Here is a 16,927-nt window from a genome sequence, read left to right on the forward strand (position 1 = left end):
CAGCCACCGGCCAACGCCAGCGGCGGTCAGGCATTGCGCAGGCGTCCGCGGCGCGCCGCCGCACGTTGTCGCGCGCCCGACAGAGTTTGCTGCGCCGAATCAGTATCTCCCGGCTCCACATGCAAATGGGCGGCGAGCGACTCCACCGTTGGGAAGCGGAACATGTCAGTCATGCCGATTTCCTTCGAGCTGATGGCGCGCACCTTGTTCAGCACATGGACGACAAGCAGCGAGTGACCGCCCAAGTCGAAGAAGTTTTCACGCACGCCCACGTTGGTCACCTTCAGCACCTCGCGCCAGATGGTGGCGATCTGCGCTTGCAGGTCGGCCAGGGCGACGCCACCCGCGGTACTGGCGACGACGCGGCCTGGTACCTGAGTCGACGTTTGCTCGGCAGGTGCCGCGGCCACCAGCGAAGCCTTGGCCAGCGCGTTGCGATCGAGCTTGTTGTTCGGCGTGCGCGGGAACTCGGCCAACACGACGAACGCAGACGGCACCATGAACTCGGCCAACTGGGCACGAAGCTGGTTGCGCAGGCCATCGACGTCGATCGTCTGGCCGGCGCGGGCGACCAAGTAAGCCACCAGGCGCTTGTCGTCAGGCGTGTCTTCCTGGACCATGACGGCCGCTTCGGCCACAGCCGCGTCACGGCGCAGGGCCGATTCGATCTCGCCCAGCTCGATGCGGTAGCCACGCAGCTTCACCTGAAAGTCGACACGGCCGAGGAAGTCGAGCGTGCCATTGGCGCGATAACGCGCGAGGTCGCCGGTACGGTACATGCGCGCGCCTGTGAACGGGTCGGCAACGAAGCGCTCGGCCGTCAACTCGGGGCGCTCGAAGTAGCCGCGTGTCACGCCCTCGCCACCAATGTAGAGCTCACCGACCACGCCAGCGGGCGCCGGGTTGAGCGCGGCATCGAGCACATAAACCTGGGTGTTGGCGATGGGGCTGCCGATGGGCACCGCACCTGCCGCTGCATCAACATCATGCGTGGTCGACCAGACTGTGGTTTCGGTGGGCCCGTACATATTGGTCAACCGACCTTGCGGCATGGCCGCTCGCAGCTCGGAGGCCAGCGTTTCAGACAGCGCTTCGCCGCCGACCATCATGCGCTTGAGCGACGCCAGCGAAGCGGCTTGCTCGGCGTCACCGACCAGCATGCTGGCCATCGACGGCGTGCACTGCATGTGGGTGACAGCGTGCTCGCGCAGCATGTCGCCAACAGACTTTGGCTCGACATTCACCGTGCCCAGGCCGCCGCAAAGCTGGCGCAGCACGTTGAGGTGGCCGAAGTTGGCGAGCACCGTGGCGGCGGGAATGCCGAAGTCGATCAGGCAGGCCAACTCGTCCACACCGAGCGCCTTGAGCTGGGCCACGAAAGGAGCGCAGGTCTCAGGCGTGCCAAACAGGCCGCTGGTTTCGAAGTAGCGCTCGAAGGCGAACTCGGCCAGGTCTTCGAGGTCTTGGGGCGAGAGGTTGTTGACGTCCAGGCCCTTGGCGGCCGCGACCGGCGCGAACAAACCCACCGAGCCCTTGAGGTAGTTCTTCAGCGGCTGGTGCACCGTCTTGCGCACCATGGCGGGATCGTCGGACACAAAGGTGTGCAGCATCAGGGCCACACGGCCCTCGCCTGCATGACCGTGGTCACGCCAGGCCTTGCGGTAGACAGCAATGCGGTCGGCCAACTGCTCGACCGACTGGCCCAGCAGATGGGTGAGCACGCTGGCACCGATCTCACCGGCTTTGCGGAAGGTTTCGGGCGAGCCCCCCGCCGTCACAAAGATGGGCAGCTCGGCTTGCACCGGGCGCGGCCGCGTGCTGACGCTCACCGGCTTGCCGTCGCCGCCCGGCATCACGCGCTCTTCACCCCGCCAGAGGGCGCGGATCGTCTCGATGCCCTGGAACATCAAGTTGTGGCGGTCAGCATAGTTCTGCGGCGCGAGCGCAAAGTCTTGCGGCTGCCAGCCGGAAGCAAACGAAATGCCGACGCGGCCTTCGGACAAGTTGTCGACCAGCGACCATTCTTCGGTCACGCGCACCGGGTTGTGCAAGGGCAGCACCACGCTGCCGGCGCGAATCTTCACGCGCTGCGTGTGCACGGCCAGCGCACCCGCCGCGACCGCCGGGCTGGGGTAGAGGCCACCGAAGGTGTGAAAGTGGCGCTCGGGCGTCCAGACGGCGAGGAAGCCGTTGTCGTCGGCGAATTTGGCACCGTCGAGCAGCAGCTTGTACTTCTCGCGGCCCTTTGCGTTGGCGTATTCGCCCTCGTCGCTTGCGAAGTAGAAGAGGCCGAAGTCCATGGCTGCGGCCGTGGCGCCGCGCGCAGGCGCAGGGCGCGAGGCGTGCATCACGATCTGGAAGCCGTGGCTCAGTGTCCAGAGCAGCTCCAGCACCGAGATGTCGAACGACAGGCTGGTGACGGCCAGCCAGATGCCGGGCTCTGTGCCCAGGCGGTCGTCCATGCCCGCGAAGAAGTTGACGACGTTGCGGTGCTCGATCATCACCCCCTTGGGGTTGCCGGTCGAACCCGAGGTATAGATGATGTAGGCGAGGTTGTTTGAGTTGCAGCGCGAGCCGGGGCTGGTATCAGGGAAGTCGGCTTCGGGAATGGATTCGACGCGCAGCACTTCAGCGCCGGCACCCGCAATGGCGTGGTCGGCCAGCACCAGGCGCACGTGCGAGTCTTCGGCCATGTACGCAATGCGTTGGGCCGGGTAGCTCGGGTCCATCGGGATGTAGGCGCCACCGGCCTTCAGCACGGCGAGCACGGCAATCACCATCGTGGCTGAGCGCTCAATGCACACGCCCACGGGCACGTCGGGGCCCACGCCTTTGCTGATGAGCAGGTGCGCGAGGCGGTTGGCACTGGCGTCGAGCTCGGCGTAGCTGAGCGTCTCACCCGCGAACACAAGGGCCGGCGCATCGGGGGTCTTCTGGGCTTGCGCTTCTATCAGCGCGTGCACGGAGGTCTGGCGGTCGTACTCGCGGTCGGTGCGATTCCATTCGCCCACCAGGCGCGTACGCTCCGTTTCGGTGACGAGCGGCACCGCCAGCAGGCGCAGGTCGCCGCCGGTGGCGATGGCGCCCAGTACGGTGTCGATCTGGCCGAGCAGGCGTTCGACAGTGATGGCGTCGAAGAGATCGGGGTCGTACTGCACGCGCAGCTCGGCGCCCTCACCTTGCGATGCGACCGAAAGCACGAAATCGCAATCGGCTGCATGCGCACCCATGCGCTGCGGGTTCGGAGCCTGGGCGCCTTGCCAGAGCGGGCTGGCGACACCTTCAGGCAACACCAGGGTGCGAAACAGCGGTGAGCCGGCCGCGGCAGCCACGGTCGAAAAAGGAGCATCGCGATGCTCGCCTGTGACCGCGACAGAGCGCTGCACGCCGGCCACAAAGTCGGCGACGCTGCCGTCGACAGGCACTTCGATGCGCACACCCACGAGGTTGGCGCGCTCGCTGCCGTCGGCATCGCGCGCCGTGGCGGCGCTGCCGATCCAGAGATCGTCTTGACCGCTGTAGCGGTAGGCCAGCAAGGCCGTGGCGGCCAAGACCAAGGTGAAGGGATCGACCGAGGTGGCCGAGCTGAGCTGCTTCACCGCGCTCCAGCGTTGCACCGAGACGGCGTGCGTTGCGCTCTCGCGCAGGAAGGAAGGTGCTGGCATGCGCGCCCGATCGATCGGCCACTCGAACGCAGGTGCCGCAGCGGCCACCTGTTGCTGCCAATAGGTGATCTGGTGGGCAAGCTCAGCACGCATCATTTATTTCTTCGCAGTCACGATGAAGTTGTCGATCACCAGGGCAGCCAGCCCCGCGGACAGGAAGGTGTCCACTGCCTCGACCGGGTTGCATACGATGGGCTGACCACGCACGTTGAACGAAGTGTTCAGCACCACCGGCAGGCCGGCCTTGACCTCGAAGGCCTTGAGCAGGTCGTAGAAGCGCTGGTTGGTATCGCGCGTAACGGTCTGCACTCGCGCCGTGCCGTCGATGTGGGTGATGGCATGCAGCTTGTCGCGGTAGGCCTGACGCACCGGCAGCACGAACAGCATGTGATTGAAGGTCTCTTCGTCGCCGGCGTCGATCTCGAAGTACTCGGTGGCTTTCTCAGCAGCCACAGCGGGGGCGAAGGGGCGAAAGCCCTCGCGCTTCTTGATCAGCATGTTGACGCGGTTGCGCATGTCGGCCGGCCGCGGGTCGGCAATGATGCTGCGGCAGCCCAGGGCACGCGGGCCGAATTCCATGCGGCCCTGGAACCAGCCCAGGATCTCGCCGCGCTCGAGGCGCTCGGCGGTGGCGGCAGTCACGTCGTCGAAGTTGTCGAACTGCTGCACGACGATGTCGGTGCGCGCGTCGAGCACCTTCTTGATCTCGTCGCGGCTGTACTCTGGCCCCCACAGCGGCGCGTCAATCCGCGGCGCGGGCGTGCCGGGCTTGCGGGTGTGTTGCACGTAGAGAGCTGCGCCCAGGGCGGCACCGTCGTCGCCTGCTGCGGGCTGCACGAACACATTGCGGAACAGGCGGCTGCGCTTGATGATGCCGTTGGCCGTGCAGTTAAGCGACACGCCACCGGCCATGCACACGCTGTCGAGCCCGGTGCTGTTGGCGAAGTGACGCAACACGTGCAGCTGCACCGTCTGCAGCACGGCCTGCATGGCGGCAGCCAGGTCCTTGTAGTGCTGGTTCATCTCGCCTTCTGGCGTGCGGGCCGGGCCGAAGCGCTCGACCATGGCAGCCACCACACCGGAATGCGATTCACGCTGCAGCACGGTCTGGTTCTGCGCAAACAGCGGGATGGCATAAGTGCCATCGTCTTTCAGGCGCACCAGCTCCATCACCTGGTTGAAGTACTTGCGCTTGTCGCCAAATGGCGCCAGGCCCATGACCTTGTACTCGTCCATGTTGAAGTCGAAGCCGAGGTACAGCGTGAAGACGCTGTAGAGCACGCCCAACGAGTGGAAGGCCGGCACTGAGGCAATAAGCTTCAGGTCAGCGCCGCGGGCGGTGTAGACCGTCATGCTGTCGGTCTCGCCCATGCCGTCGCTCACAAAGACAAGTGACTCGGTGAAACCGCTTTGGTAAAAGGCGCTGGCTGCGTGGGCCAAGTGGTGCGGCACGGCGACGAAGCGGCTGGCCCAGTCGACACCCGGGAAGTTGTCTTCAAGGCGGCGCACCTGCAGCGAAGAGTCATACACCTCGTCGTACTGCGCCCGGTAGTAGGCCTCTTCCTGCATGCCGGCCTTGTGGGGGCCGTAGTCGAAGGCGTGGGCGACAAAGTCGATGTCACCTGGGCTGATGTGCGAGTGCGCCAAGCAGGCCTTGATCGATTGCACCGGGAAGGCGCCCGTGGCCTTCTCGCGCGAGATGCGCTCTTCGGCGATCCCGAACTGCACGGCGCCGTCTTTCAGCAGCACCGCGGCCGAATCAAACCCCTGGGCAATGCGATAGGCCCGCGATTCCAGGTCGGAGAAATGGCGGCGCTTGAAAGATACGGCGTTGTCGAAGCCGCTGAGTCCCAGGATGTTCACGAAAAATTACTCCCTTAGTTCGACCGAGCTGTCAGCGCAAATACGCGCGAGCCCGAATCATCCCTCAGGTTGAGGCTCGCGAGACTCCCTTTGCCGTGCGCGCCCCCTCATTCAAGCGGCCGCAGGCGGGTGGTTTTCGATATTTAGTTCACACCCAATCGGCTGATCGAGCGACGGACGCACTGTCGCGCTAGTACATGTCTGCGCCAGAACTACCCGGCGCCATGTTCTCGAACTTTGTCAGGGGCTTGAGGAACGCGAGCTTCACCGTGCCTGTGGGGCCGTTACGCTGCTTGCCGATGATGATCTCGGCGACACCCGGCTCCTTGCTGGCCTCTTTGGTGTAGTAGTCATCGCGGTAGATGAACATGATGACGTCGGCGTCTTGCTCAATAGCGCCCGACTCGCGCAAGTCGCTCATCATGGGGCGTTTGTCGGTGCGGGTTTCAACGCTTCGGTTGAGCTGTGACAAGGCGATGACAGGGCACTTCAGTTCCTTGGCCAGCGACTTGAGGCCGCGCGAGATTTCGCCGATCACCGTCGCGCGGTTTTCTTCGCTGCCACCGCCGCTGCCGCTCATCAGCTGCAGGTAATCGACCACGATCAAGCCCAACTGGCCGCATTGGCGGGCCTGGCGGCGGGCACGGGCGCGCAGCTCGGTCGGCGTGAGGGCTGAGCCTTCGTCAATGAACACCGAAGTCTTGCCGAGCTTTTCAACGGCTTCGGAAAGGCGGCCCCATTCGTCGTCGCGCAGCTTGCCGGTGCGCAGGTTGCTCTGATCGATGCGGCCGAGCGAACCCACCATCCGCAGCGCCAGCTGCGCGGCGCCCATTTCCATCGAGAACACCACCACGGGCAAGCCTTCGTTGACGGCCACGTGCTCGGCAATGTTGAGGGCGAAGGCGGTCTTGCCCATCGATGGCCGGGCGGCGAGCACGATCAAGTCGCCCGGCTGCAAACCCGCCGTCATCTTGTCCATGTCATAGAAGCCCGTGCGCACGCCCGTCACTTCTTCAGCGCCGTTTTCGTGCAGCTCGTTCACGCGGTCGATCAGCTGCACCACCAGCGTGTCCATGCTGATGAAACCCTGGCGCGAGCGAGAGCCTTCTTCGCCGATCTTGAAGATCTTGCTTTCAGCTTCGTCAAGGATCTGCGGCACCGGACGGCCCTGCGGGTTGAACGCTGCCGTGGCGATCTCATCGCTGGCGGCCACCAGCTTGCGCAGCACAGCGCGCTCACGCACGATCTCGGCGTAGCGACGCAGGTTGGCGGCGCTGGGCACGCTCTGCGCCAGCGCGTTGAGGTAGACCAGGCCGCCGCAGTCTTCAGCCTTGCCCAGGCTTTGCAGCCGCTCGAACACGGTGATCACGTCAGCCGGCTTGGAGCCGTTCATGAGATTGCCGATGGCGGCGTAGATCAGGCGGTGCTCATGGCGATAGAAGTCGCTGTCGGTGAGCAGGTCGCCCGCGCGGTCCCAGGCGCTGTTGTCGATCAACAAACCGCCGATCACGCTCTGTTCGGCTTCGATGGAGTGCGGCGGAATGCGCAGCCGCGAAACCTCATCGTCATTGCGTGACGAATGGGCAGGAAATTCAGTGCTGGGGAATACGACGGCCATCGAAGAATGATACGGGCGCCCTCAGTCGGAGGGTGTGTACAAGGCTGTGGAAATCCAGGGGCTAGCCAGTGGAAATCTGTGTGAGCAAAGCAAAAGGGCCGGCGCAAGCCGACCCTTTTGTGCGAAGCAGGAAAACCTTAAGTGGTTTCGCCGACCACAACGACCTTGACCTCGACCACCACATCGGTGTGCGGAGCCACGCTCACCGTGTGCTCGCCTACAGTCTTCAGCGGACCATTGGGCAGGCGCACTTGCGACTTGCTCACCTTGAAGTCGATGCGCGTCAGCGCCTCGGCGATGTCGTTGTTCGTCACCGAACCGAACAGACGACCATCGACACCCGACTTTTGTGTGATGTGAACGGTGCGACCGCTCATCTTCTCGCCCAAGGCTTGTGCCACGGCCAGCTTCTCGGCGGCCGCTTTTTCGAGCTCAGCGCGCTTGGCTTCGAACTCCTTGATGGCCGACTCGGTGGCGCGGCGAGCCGAGCGCGAGGGGATCAGGAAGTTGCGTGCGTAGCCGTCTTTGACTTTGACGACGTCGCCCAAGTCGCCGAGGTTGGCGACTTTTTCCAGCAGGATGATTTGCATGTGTTTGCTCCTCAGACCTTGTGCTGATCGCTGTACGGCAGCATCGCCAGGAAGCGGGCGCGCTTGATACAGGTGGTCAGCTGGCGCTGGAAGAAGGCACGCGTACCTGTCAGGCGGGCGGGCGTGATCTTGCCGTTTTCACCGATGAAGTCGCGCAGCGTGTCGATGTCCTTGTAGTCGATTTGCTCGACACCGGTCACCGTGAAGCGGCAAAAGCGCTTGCGGCGGAACAGCAGGGACTGTTGGTTGCGTTTGGGTTTGCGGTCCTTCGAGAACCGACCTTTACCACGTGGCGGGGGCATTTTTCACCTCACTTGAATATCTATCCGGAACAAACATTGAGCGGAGAACACCAGGTTCTGGGCTCACTCGAATTCGGTCACATGCAGGACAGTGCCGCGGCCGTTGCGCTGGTTGGTCAGAAAGCCGGCAAAGGTGCCTGCTGCTCCGATCTCCAGCCCGACCAAGCGCTGTGTGAGTTCACCGATGACCACCGCACGCATCTCCATGAAGATTTTGCGAGGCTGGCCGGCTTCGGTGACCTGTGATTCGTGCTTGAGGCTCAAATCGCAGGCCGGAATGCCGGCAGGTGTGTATCTCACCGCGCCCCGCTCTACCAGTTGCGCTGACAGAACCACTCGGTTCATGCCGCATCAACAACGCAGAGCGCGTTGGGCACCATCAATCTCAGGCCGAGGCCTCCTGCTGTTGCTGCGGTGCCTTGCGGGCATCTTCCTTTTCCACCGACTTCATCATGACGGACGGGCCGGTTTCGGCCTTGGTCTTCACGACGGTCAGGTGGCGCAGAACGGCATCGTTGAAACGGAAACCCGTTTCCAGCTCGGCCAGCACTTCTTTGCTGGCTTCGATGTTGATGCACAGGTAATGAGCCTTGGCGAGCTTCTGGATCAGGTAAGCCATCTGGCGACGGCCCCAATCTTCAACTCGGTGCACCTTGCCACCGCCTGCGGTGACCGTGCTCTTGTAGCGCTCCAGCATGGCCGGAACCTGTTCGCTCTGATCCGGATGGATGAGCAAAATGATTTCGTAATGACGCATTGAGACTCCTTCTGGTTTCCGACCCCCACCGAACATCGGCAGGTTTCGGGTAAGCCACCCCGTAGGCGTCTGTGTGACAAGTCAGAATGACCTGTCAACCGGGTGTGGCAAGGTAAGCCCGCGATTCTACTCTGAAAGCCGCCATGGCGGCCAGCGGTCTAGCGCGGGTGTCGAATGCCGTCCACCCAGTCGTCACTGGGCTGGCCACCGGGGCGGGTCATCAGGCTGCCCACCACGGTCACGGCAAAGCCCAGCAGCACACCGAAGACGCCTGCGGAAATCGGCTGTATGCCAAACCACAAGTCAACGGGGGCTGAAATACCAAAGGTGTCACGCATCCAGGGCTCGTTGTGCACCATGTAGTAAAGCGTGAGCAGCAAGCCACTGACCATGCCGAGCACGGCACCCGTCGCATTGGCGCGCTTCCAGAACACGCCCAGCACCAAGACCGGGAACAAGGCAGATGCCGCAATCGAGAACGCCGCCGAGACGAGAAACACGATGTCGGCCGGCTTCTGCGCTGCCACCGCCGCTGCGCCCAACGCCACCACCAGCAACAGCATCTTCGAGATGGTGACGCGACGCCCGTTCGAGGCACTCGGGTCGAGCATTTTGAAGTAAATGTCGTGCGACAAGGCATTGGAGATGGTGAGCAGCAGCCCATCAGCGGTAGACAAGGCCGCCGCCAGCGCCCCGGCTGCCACCATGCCCGAGACGACAAACGGCAGGCCTCCGATCTCGGGTGTGGCGAGCACGATCATGTCGGTGCCGATGCGGATTTCACCCAGTTGCAGCACGCCATCGTGGTTGATATCTGTCACCGAAAGCAAGGCCGGGTCGACCTTGGCCCAGTTGGCGATCCAGGCTGGCAGGCTGTCGAAGGGCGTGCCCACCAGCACGTTCAACACCTCGTATTTCACCAGCACCGCCAGCGCCGGGGCCGAGAGATAGAGCAGCAAGATGAAGAACAGCGACCACGTCACAGACTGGCGGGCCTGGCGCACCGAGGGCGTGGTGTAGCAGCGCATCAGCAGGTGCGGCAAGGCAGCGGTGCCTATGGTCAGGCAGAACACCAAGGCCAGAAAGTTGCGGCGCGAATCTTCGTATGCGTGTTGCTCAGCGGGTGAGCCCGCGGGGTCGCCCGCAAAAGGCAGACCATGCGGAGGCATGCCAGCCAGCGGCTGCGCGCGGGCTTCGTTGCTGGCCTGAGCCTGCTTCCACGCGACGCGAGCGGCATCTGCATCGCGGGGCAACGCGAGCAGGGCTTTTTTTGCAGACTGAATCTGCGCCATCGGCGCGTCAGCGGAACTCAGATCAACCACCCGCTGTCGTGCGGCCCGCTGCTCGCTCGCCAGCGCGGCGGGCACATCTTTCAGTTTTACGGCGAACTCTTGGGCGCGGGCCTTGTAGGCAGCGATGACCTCGATCTCTTTCGGGTCGGCCCGCAAGACCTTCTCTCGCTGCGTCACCTTCTCGAGCTGCGTGCCATAGATCGCTTGCGGCAAGGGCACGCCGGTCTGCTTCACTGACAGCCAGAACACCGGCACCAGAAAGGCGATCACGATGACGATGTACTGCGCAATCTGCGTCCATGTCACCGCGCGCATGCCGCCGAGGAAGGAGCAGACCAAGATGCCACCAAGCCCGAGAAAGATGCCGATCTCGAAGGCCACGCCGGTGAGGTGGCTGACGATGAGGCCGATGGCATAGACCTGTGCCACCACATAGGTGAACGAGCAGAGAATCGCCGCCACCACACCCATCACACGGGGCCCGTGACTGCCGTAACGAGCGCCCAGGAAGTCGGGGATGGTGTACTGGCCGAACCGGCGCAAATACGGCGCAAGCAGCAGCGCTACTAGGCAGTAGCCGCCGGTCCACCCCATGATGAAGGCCAGGCCAGCGTAGCCCTGCAAGTACATGGTGCCGGCCAGGCTGATGAAGGACGCTGCCGACATCCAGTCTGCTGCCGTGGCCATGCCGTTGTAGACCGCCGGCACGCGGCGCCCAGCCACGTAGTACTCGTCGGCATCGGTGGTGCGGCTGATAACGCCGATGCCGGCGTACAGCAGCACGGTTGCCAGCAGGAAGATCACACCGATCCAGCGGCGCGACAAGCCCATCATCTCGAGCCACGCCAAGGCGGCGATGAAGATCAGCAGCCCGAGAACATAGGCGCCATAGATGCGATTGAGCTGGCGCGTAAACGCGGCCTGGTTCGTCAGCTCAGCCATCGCCTTCGCCTTCCAGGCTGCCGTCGAGCCGGTTCATGAACCACGCATACCCGCCGATCAGCGCCAGGTACACCAGCAGCGCACCCTGCGCCGCAACCCAGAAGCTGAACGGCCAGCCGAAGAAGCTAAAACTCAGCTCTCGCGCGAAGTAGGTCACCACGAAGGTCACCACGAACCACGCGACCAGCAAGGCCGACGTGATTCGCAGGTTCTTGCGCCAGTACGCGGCGCGTGTGTCGGTTGCTTGCCCAGCCATCGGGGCCGATTCTCAAGCGCGCAAGCCGCCGCGCGCCATCCTCAACAACCCGCGGCGCCGCCCCTCACCTGCGGGCCAGCCTGCGCCAGGTGTCGACCACCGAGTCGGGGTTGAGCGAGATCGACACGATGCCCTCGGCGGCCAGCCAGTCGGCGAAGTCGGGGTAGTCGCTGGGGCCCTGCCCGCAGATGCCCACGTACTTGCCCACCGCGCGGCAGGCGGCGATGGCGCGCGAGATCATCGCCTTGACAGCAGGGTCACGCTCGTCGAAGTCTTTGGCCAAGATCTCCATGCCCGAATCACGATCGAGGCCCAAGGTGAGCTGCGTCAGATCGTTGGAGCCGATCGACATGCCGTCGAAGTACTCGAGGAACTGCTCGGCAAGGATGGCGTTGCTGGGAACCTCACACATCATGATGACGCGCAAGCCTTCTTGCCCGCGCTTGAGCCCGCGCTCTGCCAGCATCTCGGTAACGCGCTTGGCCTGGCCCAGCGTGCGCACGAAAGGCACCATGATCTCGACGTTGTTGAGGCCCATCTCGTTACGCACGCGCTTGAGGGCCTCGCACTCCATCGCAAAGGCTTCGCCGAAAGCCTCGCTTACATAGCGCGACGCCCCACGAAAGCCCAGCATCGGGTTCTCTTCTTCCGGCTCGTAGCGCGAGCCACCGATCAGCTTGCGGTATTCATTGCTCTTGAAATCGCTCAAGCGCACGATCACCGGCTTGGGCCAGAAGGCCGCGGCAATGGTGGCCACCCCTTCAACCAGCTTGTCGACATAGAAGGCACGTGGCGAGGCATGCCCGCGCGCCACCGACTCCACCGCCTTCTTCAGGTCGAGATCGATGTTCGGGTAGTCGAGGATCGCCTTCGGATGCACGCCGATGTTGTTGTTGATGATGAACTCGAGCCGCGCCAGGCCGACACCGCTGTTGGGCATCTGGCAGAAATCGAAGGCCAGTTGCGGATTGCCCACGTTCATCATGATCTTGACCGGGCAGTACGGCAGCTCGCCCCGCAGCACGTCGGTGATCTCGGTCTCGAGCAGCCCGTCGTAGATGTAGCCGGTGTCGCCCTCGGAGCAGGCAACGGTGACGAGCGCGCCCTCCTTCAGCCGTTCGGTGGCATCGCCGCAGCCGACCACCGCAGGGATGCCGAGTTCGCGGGCGATGATGGCGGCGTGACAGGTGCGGCCGCCGCGGTTGGTGACGATGGCTGAGGCCCGCTTCATCACCGGCTCCCAGTTCGGGTCGGTCATGTCGGTCACCAGCACGTCGCCGGCCTGCACCTTGTCCATCTCGCTCAGGCTGTGTACCAGCCGCACCGGACCGGTGCCGATCTTCTGGCCGATGGCGCGGCCCTCTGCCAGCACGGTGCCTTTGCCCTTGAGCTTGTAGCGCTGCTCGCCAGGGCCGTCCTTGCGGCTCTTCACGGTCTCGGGCCGGGCCTGCAGGATGTAGAGCTTGCCGTCGACCCCGTCCTTGCCCCACTCGATGTCCATCGGACGCCCGTAGTGCTGCTCGATGGTCACCGCGTAGCCGGCGAGTTCTGTGACTTCGGCGTCGGTGAGGGAGTAGCGGTTGCGCTGCTCGGGCGAGGTGTCGACCGTCTTGACCAGGTGCCCGCCTGCGCCCTTCTCGGCGGCGCTGGCATATTCCATCCGGAGCAGCTTGGAGCCGAGATTGCGGCGGATGATGCCGAACTTGCCGACCTTGAGGGCGTGCTTGTGGACGTAGAACTCGTCCGGGTTCACCGCGCCCTGGACCACGGTTTCGCCGAGGCCGTAGCTCGACGTGATGAAGACCACGCCGGTGAAGCCGCTCTCGGTGTCCATCGTGAACATCACACCGGCCGAGCCGAGATCCGAGCGCACCATCCGCTGGACTCCGGCCGAGAGCGCGACGTCGCCGTGCGCGTAGCCCTTGTGGACGCGGTAGCTGATGGCCCGGTCGTTGTAGAGGCTGGCAAAGACCTGGCGCATCTTGGCGAGAACGTCGTCGATGCCGACGACATTCAGGAAGGTCTCCTGCTGGCCAGCGAACGACGCGTCGGGAAGGTCCTCGGCGGTGGCCGACGAACGCACGGCAAAGGAGGTACCGGGCGCGTCCCCGCGGGTGAGTTGCTCGAATGCCGCGCGGATGGCGCTTTCGACTTCGGGCGGGAACGGCGTCTGCTCGATCCAGTTGCGGATCTCGGCGCCGGCCTCGGCCAGGGCGCGGACATCGTCCGAGTCGAGTCCGGTCAGCCGCTTGGCGATGCGCGCGGCCAGGCCGTCGTGAGCCAGGAACGCGCGAAAGGCGTTCGAGGTGGTGGCAAATCCGCCCGGCACGCGCACACCCGACCCGCTGAGCTGGCTGATCATCTCGCCGAGGGAGGCGTTCTTGCCGCCGACCGCCTCGACATCGGTCATCCTCAGTTGATCGAGGGGTACGACCAGGGCGGTCGCCAAGTGGCTGGATGGCATGGGAAAGCTCCGTAATGACAAAAAACCGGGGCTTCCTGACCCCTGGCCGCCGCTCTGACGGCAGCGTGCTGTGGGCGGCTTCGACCTGCTCGCGCGAGCCCGCGGCGGGCGGCGCATGACGAGGAGCGGGGAGCGGCTTTCACGGGAGGCTGGAAGGATGCGAAGTCATTCTAGCGAGCCGACAGATCCGCTCTCCGACATGCCTATCATCGTGTGCGCCCTTCCCGAAAGCCGCCCATGCCGCATCGCACCGTGTTCTTCGTCTCCGACGGCACCGGCATCACTGCCGAGACCTTCGGCAACTCGATCCTGTCGCAGTTCGCGGCCAAGCCGCGGCACGTGAGGCGACCCTTCATCGACTCCCCCGACAAGGCGTACCAGGTCGTGCGCGAGATCGATCACGCGCTGCTGCTCGAGGGCAAGCGACCGATCGTTTTCGTGACACTCGTCGATCCCGAGATCCTGGCCATCGTCAAGAGCCAGTCCAAGGGCTTGGTGCTCGACATGTTCAACACCTTCATCGAGCCCCTGGAAGCCGAGTTCGGTATCACGTCGAACCACCGCATCGGGCGCTTTTCCGATGTCGCCAAGAGCCAGGAGTACACCGACCGCATCGAGGCGATCAACTTTTCGCTCGCCCACGACGACGGCCAGTCGGCCAAGAATCTGGCCCAGGCCGACGTCATCCTCGTTGGGGTCAGCCGCAGCGGCAAGACGCCGACGTCGCTCTACCTGGCGATGCAGCACGGCATCAAGGCGGCGAACTACCCGCTGATCCCGGAGGACTTCGATCGCGGCCAGATTCCGTCGAGTCTCGCCCCCTTCAAGGCCAAGTGCTTCGGGCTGACGATCGATCCAGAGCGGCTGAACCAGATCCGCCACGAGCGCCGGCCGAACAGCCGCTACGCCTCGATCGAGAACTGCCGCTACGAAGTTGCGGAAGGCGAAGCGATGATGCGGCGTGAAGGCATCGCCTGGTTGTCGTCGACCCACAAGTCGATCGAAGAAATCGCGACAACGATCCTGCGCGATCTCCAGCCGGACCGGCTGATGTACTGACCGCCACGCAGGGCCGGCCATCGCCCCTCGGTCGGTGGTCGACGAGCCGGCAGCGGCGAACTCACACTGCTCAGGCGGCAACCTCGCATTGCTTGACAACTCCGACGAGGGGATCGCTGCCAAAATAGGCATTGGTACAGCTTCCGCTGCCCGTTACGCTCCGCGTGATCCAGCTGGAGCCGCTGCCATAGCGGACGGTCTGAGTACCGCTGACGCTGAACGACTGGCCTTCTCCGGCAATCCGGGTCCAGGATGCGGTCGCCGCCACGTCGCACTCCTTGAAGACGCCATACGCGGGGTCGCCGCCGAAGAACGCGTTGCTGCAAGTGCCGCTGGTCGTCACGCTGCGAGTCAGCCAGCTCGCGCCGCTACCGTAGCGCACGGTCTGGGTCCCGACCACCGAGAAGGACTGACCCTCCGTGGCGATCTGGGTCCAGCCTGGAGCCGGAGCCGGAGCCGGAGCCGGAGCCGGTGCGGCGTCGGAAACATCACAGTGCTTGACGATGCCGACTGCCGGATCCGATCCAAAGTAGGCGTTCGTACACGACCCGCCGTTGGTGACATCCTTGATGACCCAGCTGGAGCCTATGCCGTAGCGAACCGTGCGGGTGCCGTTGAGCGTGAAGGTCTGGCCCTCGGATGCGACGGTGGTCCACCCTGCGGGCGCCGGAGCGGGTGCGCCCGACAAGCCCGCAAGGCTGGCGGCCGCGTCGAGGATGCCAGCCCCGCAGGCAGTGATGTTGCAATCGGCGCCGGTTCCGCCCGGAAACGGGCGAGCCGCCTGGCGGATGCGCTGTGAAACTTGTGCGGGCGTCAGCGAGGGATCGATGGACAGCATGAGCGACACCACTCCGCTGACATGGGGCGCGGCCATGCTGGTGCCCTGGAACCAGGCATAACTGTCCGCACCCGGCGAAGAGGAGCCGGCGTTCAGAGTCGACAGGATTCCGTCGTTGCCCCCGCCGCCCGGCGCCGAGATCGTCAGCTTGGAGCCGAAGTTGCTGTACCCCGCTCGGCCGCCATTGCGCGTGGTGGCGCCGACGGCGATGACGTTGACGCAACTTGCGGGCTGGGAGGCGGCGGCATCGACATTGGAGTTTCCGGCGGCCACGACGACGACCGTCCCCCGGGCCACGACGTCGTTGACGGCACTCTGGAATGACTGTGAGCATGCACCGTCGCCACCCAAGCTCAGGTTCTCCACCCGGACCGGGTTCGGATTGGCGGGCACGCCGGGGACGGTGATGCCTGCAGCCCAGCGCATGCCGTCGACGATGTCGGAGGTGTAGCCGCCGCACTTGCCGAGCACGCGCACCGGTACGATCTTGGACACCCAATTGATGCCGGCGACGCCATTGCCATTGTTGCTGGCGGCACCGATGGTGCCGGCGACATGGGTTCCATGCCAACTGCTGGCAGAACCGTTGCATCCGAAGTCGCCGGGATCCGCAGGATTGGAGTCGCGACCATCGCCGTCGTTGGCCGTTGCGGGATCGGAGATGAAGTCATAGCCACCGAGGTACCGGCCGGCCAGTTCCGCATGGGGCAGGATACCCGTATCGATGACGGCGATCGCGATCTGGACCGACCCCTTGGTGATGTCCCAGGCCGCCGGCAGGTTGATGCCGCCCTGCGGCTCGAAATAGTGCCACTGCTGGCCGAACATCGTGTCATTCGGCACCACCATAGGATGCATCACGGCGTCCGGCTCCATCCATTCGATACGCGAGTCGCTGGCCAGCAGGCTAGCAACCGAGCGGGCCTCGCGTCGCAGCACGCCGCGACCGAGGCGGACCACATGCGCGCCGCCGGACATGGCCCGCACGTGCTGGAGCCGCTCGCCGAACCGGGAGCCGATCGCGGCCAGTTGGAGGCTTGGGTCGCTCCCGCGATCCCGCAGTCGAACGATGAACCGGTCGACGAAGTCGGCGTCCCCAACGCCCTGCGCCGTGGCCCCGGTTCCGATATTGACGCCGGCATGGCCAACAAGGGGAGCGAGGAGAGCCACTGAAACTACAGCAAGGAGGTGGGGGTGTCGCATCACGATGATCAGGTTGAGGAGAGCGGGGCCTGGTAGCGCGCCAGAATTCTGAAGCAACCGGGCTCGCAAACCCGCAAG

General features: G+C 64.4%; 11 protein-coding genes and 1 pseudogene. 1 reads left to right on the forward strand and 11 read right to left on the reverse strand.

What is annotated here, in order from left to right; translation table 11 throughout:
• Positions 1-26 precede the first annotated feature (26 nt).
• The 10 genes from AC30QB_RS11940 to ppsA form a co-directional block, all read right to left on the reverse strand.
• On the reverse strand, positions 27-3,758 hold the full coding sequence (locus AC30QB_RS11940; protein WP_489546441.1) for a MupA/Atu3671 family FMN-dependent luciferase-like monooxygenase: 3,732 nt from the start codon (positions 3,756-3,758) through the stop codon (positions 27-29).
• Positions 3,759-3,761: 3 nt separating this feature from the next.
• Positions 3,762-5,528 (reverse strand): carbamoyltransferase family protein, encoded by a 1,767-nt coding sequence (locus tag AC30QB_RS11945; RefSeq protein ID WP_489546442.1) that lies wholly within the window; start codon positions 5,526-5,528, stop codon positions 3,762-3,764.
• A gap of 190 nt (positions 5,529-5,718) precedes the next feature.
• A complete protein-coding gene (gene dnaB / locus AC30QB_RS11950; RefSeq protein ID WP_489546443.1) occupies positions 5,719-7,146 on the reverse strand; it encodes a replicative DNA helicase in 1,428 nt (475 codons plus the stop codon).
• 137 nt (positions 7,147-7,283) lie between these two features.
• Entirely contained in the window at positions 7,284-7,736 is a 453-nt protein-coding gene (gene rplI, locus AC30QB_RS11955) for a 50S ribosomal protein L9 (RefSeq protein ID WP_489546444.1), read from the reverse strand.
• An 11-nt stretch (positions 7,737-7,747) separates the two neighbouring features.
• On the reverse strand, positions 7,748-8,038 hold the full coding sequence (rpsR, locus tag AC30QB_RS11960; protein WP_174325392.1) for a 30S ribosomal protein S18: 291 nt from the start codon (positions 8,036-8,038) through the stop codon (positions 7,748-7,750).
• 63 nt (positions 8,039-8,101) lie between these two features.
• Complete coding sequence (priB, locus tag AC30QB_RS11965) at positions 8,102-8,383, reverse strand: primosomal replication protein N (RefSeq protein ID WP_489546445.1); 282 nt, start codon at positions 8,381-8,383, stop codon at positions 8,102-8,104.
• 40 nt (positions 8,384-8,423) lie between these two features.
• Positions 8,424-8,795 carry a 30S ribosomal protein S6 gene (gene rpsF, locus AC30QB_RS11970; RefSeq protein WP_489546446.1) on the reverse strand — a complete coding sequence of 124 codons (372 nt, stop codon included), beginning with the start codon at positions 8,793-8,795 and terminating at the stop codon, positions 8,424-8,426.
• Between the two features lie 158 nt (positions 8,796-8,953).
• Entirely contained in the window at positions 8,954-11,029 is a 2,076-nt protein-coding gene (locus AC30QB_RS11975) for a sodium:solute symporter family protein (RefSeq protein WP_489546447.1), read from the reverse strand.
• Positions 11,022-11,285, reverse strand: coding sequence for a DUF4212 domain-containing protein (locus AC30QB_RS11980; RefSeq protein WP_489546448.1), 264 nt, complete (start codon positions 11,283-11,285; stop codon positions 11,022-11,024). Before AC30QB_RS11980 ends, AC30QB_RS11975 begins: the two co-directional genes overlap by 8 nt.
• Positions 11,286-11,349: 64 nt before the next feature.
• Complete coding sequence (gene ppsA / locus AC30QB_RS11985; RefSeq protein ID WP_489546451.1) at positions 11,350-13,749, reverse strand: phosphoenolpyruvate synthase; 2,400 nt, start codon at positions 13,747-13,749, stop codon at positions 11,350-11,352.
• 237 nt (positions 13,750-13,986) lie between these two features.
• Here ppsA and ppsR point away from each other — a divergent pair, with 237 nt between their 5' ends.
• Entirely contained in the window at positions 13,987-14,808 is an 822-nt protein-coding gene (ppsR, locus tag AC30QB_RS11990; protein ID WP_489546449.1) for a posphoenolpyruvate synthetase regulatory kinase/phosphorylase PpsR, read from the forward strand.
• A 706-nt stretch (positions 14,809-15,514) separates the two neighbouring features.
• On the opposite strand, the pseudogene AC30QB_RS11995 reads toward ppsR, so the two are convergent.
• A pseudogene (locus AC30QB_RS11995) lies at positions 15,515-16,849 on the reverse strand (S8 family peptidase); the annotation flags it as partial.
• Between the last annotated feature and the right edge of the window lie 78 nt (positions 16,850-16,927).

The sequence above is a fragment of the Rhizobacter sp. genome (assembly GCF_046595475.1).
Taxonomy (GTDB): Bacteria; Pseudomonadota; Gammaproteobacteria; order Burkholderiales; family Burkholderiaceae_C; genus Rhizobacter.

Coding starts and splice junctions, on each gene's coding strand:
- rpsF (WP_489546446.1), bottom strand. CDS start 8,795: ATGCGTCATTACGAAATCATTTTGCTCATCCATCCGGATCAGAGCGAA.
- ppsA (WP_489546451.1), bottom strand. CDS start 13,749: ATGCCATCCAGCCACTTGGCGACCGCCCTGGTCGTACCCCTCGATCAA.
- dnaB (WP_489546443.1), bottom strand. CDS start 7,146: ATGGCCGTCGTATTCCCCAGCACTGAATTTCCTGCCCATTCGTCACGC.
- priB (WP_489546445.1), bottom strand. CDS start 8,383: ATGAACCGAGTGGTTCTGTCAGCGCAACTGGTAGAGCGGGGCGCGGTG.
- rplI (WP_489546444.1), bottom strand. CDS start 7,736: ATGCAAATCATCCTGCTGGAAAAAGTCGCCAACCTCGGCGACTTGGGC.
- AC30QB_RS11975 (WP_489546447.1), bottom strand. CDS start 11,029: ATGGCTGAGCTGACGAACCAGGCCGCGTTTACGCGCCAGCTCAATCGC.
- ppsR (WP_489546449.1), top strand. CDS start 13,987: ATGCCGCATCGCACCGTGTTCTTCGTCTCCGACGGCACCGGCATCACT.
- AC30QB_RS11980 (WP_489546448.1), bottom strand. CDS start 11,285: ATGGCTGGGCAAGCAACCGACACACGCGCCGCGTACTGGCGCAAGAAC.
- rpsR (WP_174325392.1), bottom strand. CDS start 8,038: ATGCCCCCGCCACGTGGTAAAGGTCGGTTCTCGAAGGACCGCAAACCC.
- AC30QB_RS11940 (WP_489546441.1), bottom strand. CDS start 3,758: ATGCGTGCTGAGCTTGCCCACCAGATCACCTATTGGCAGCAACAGGTG.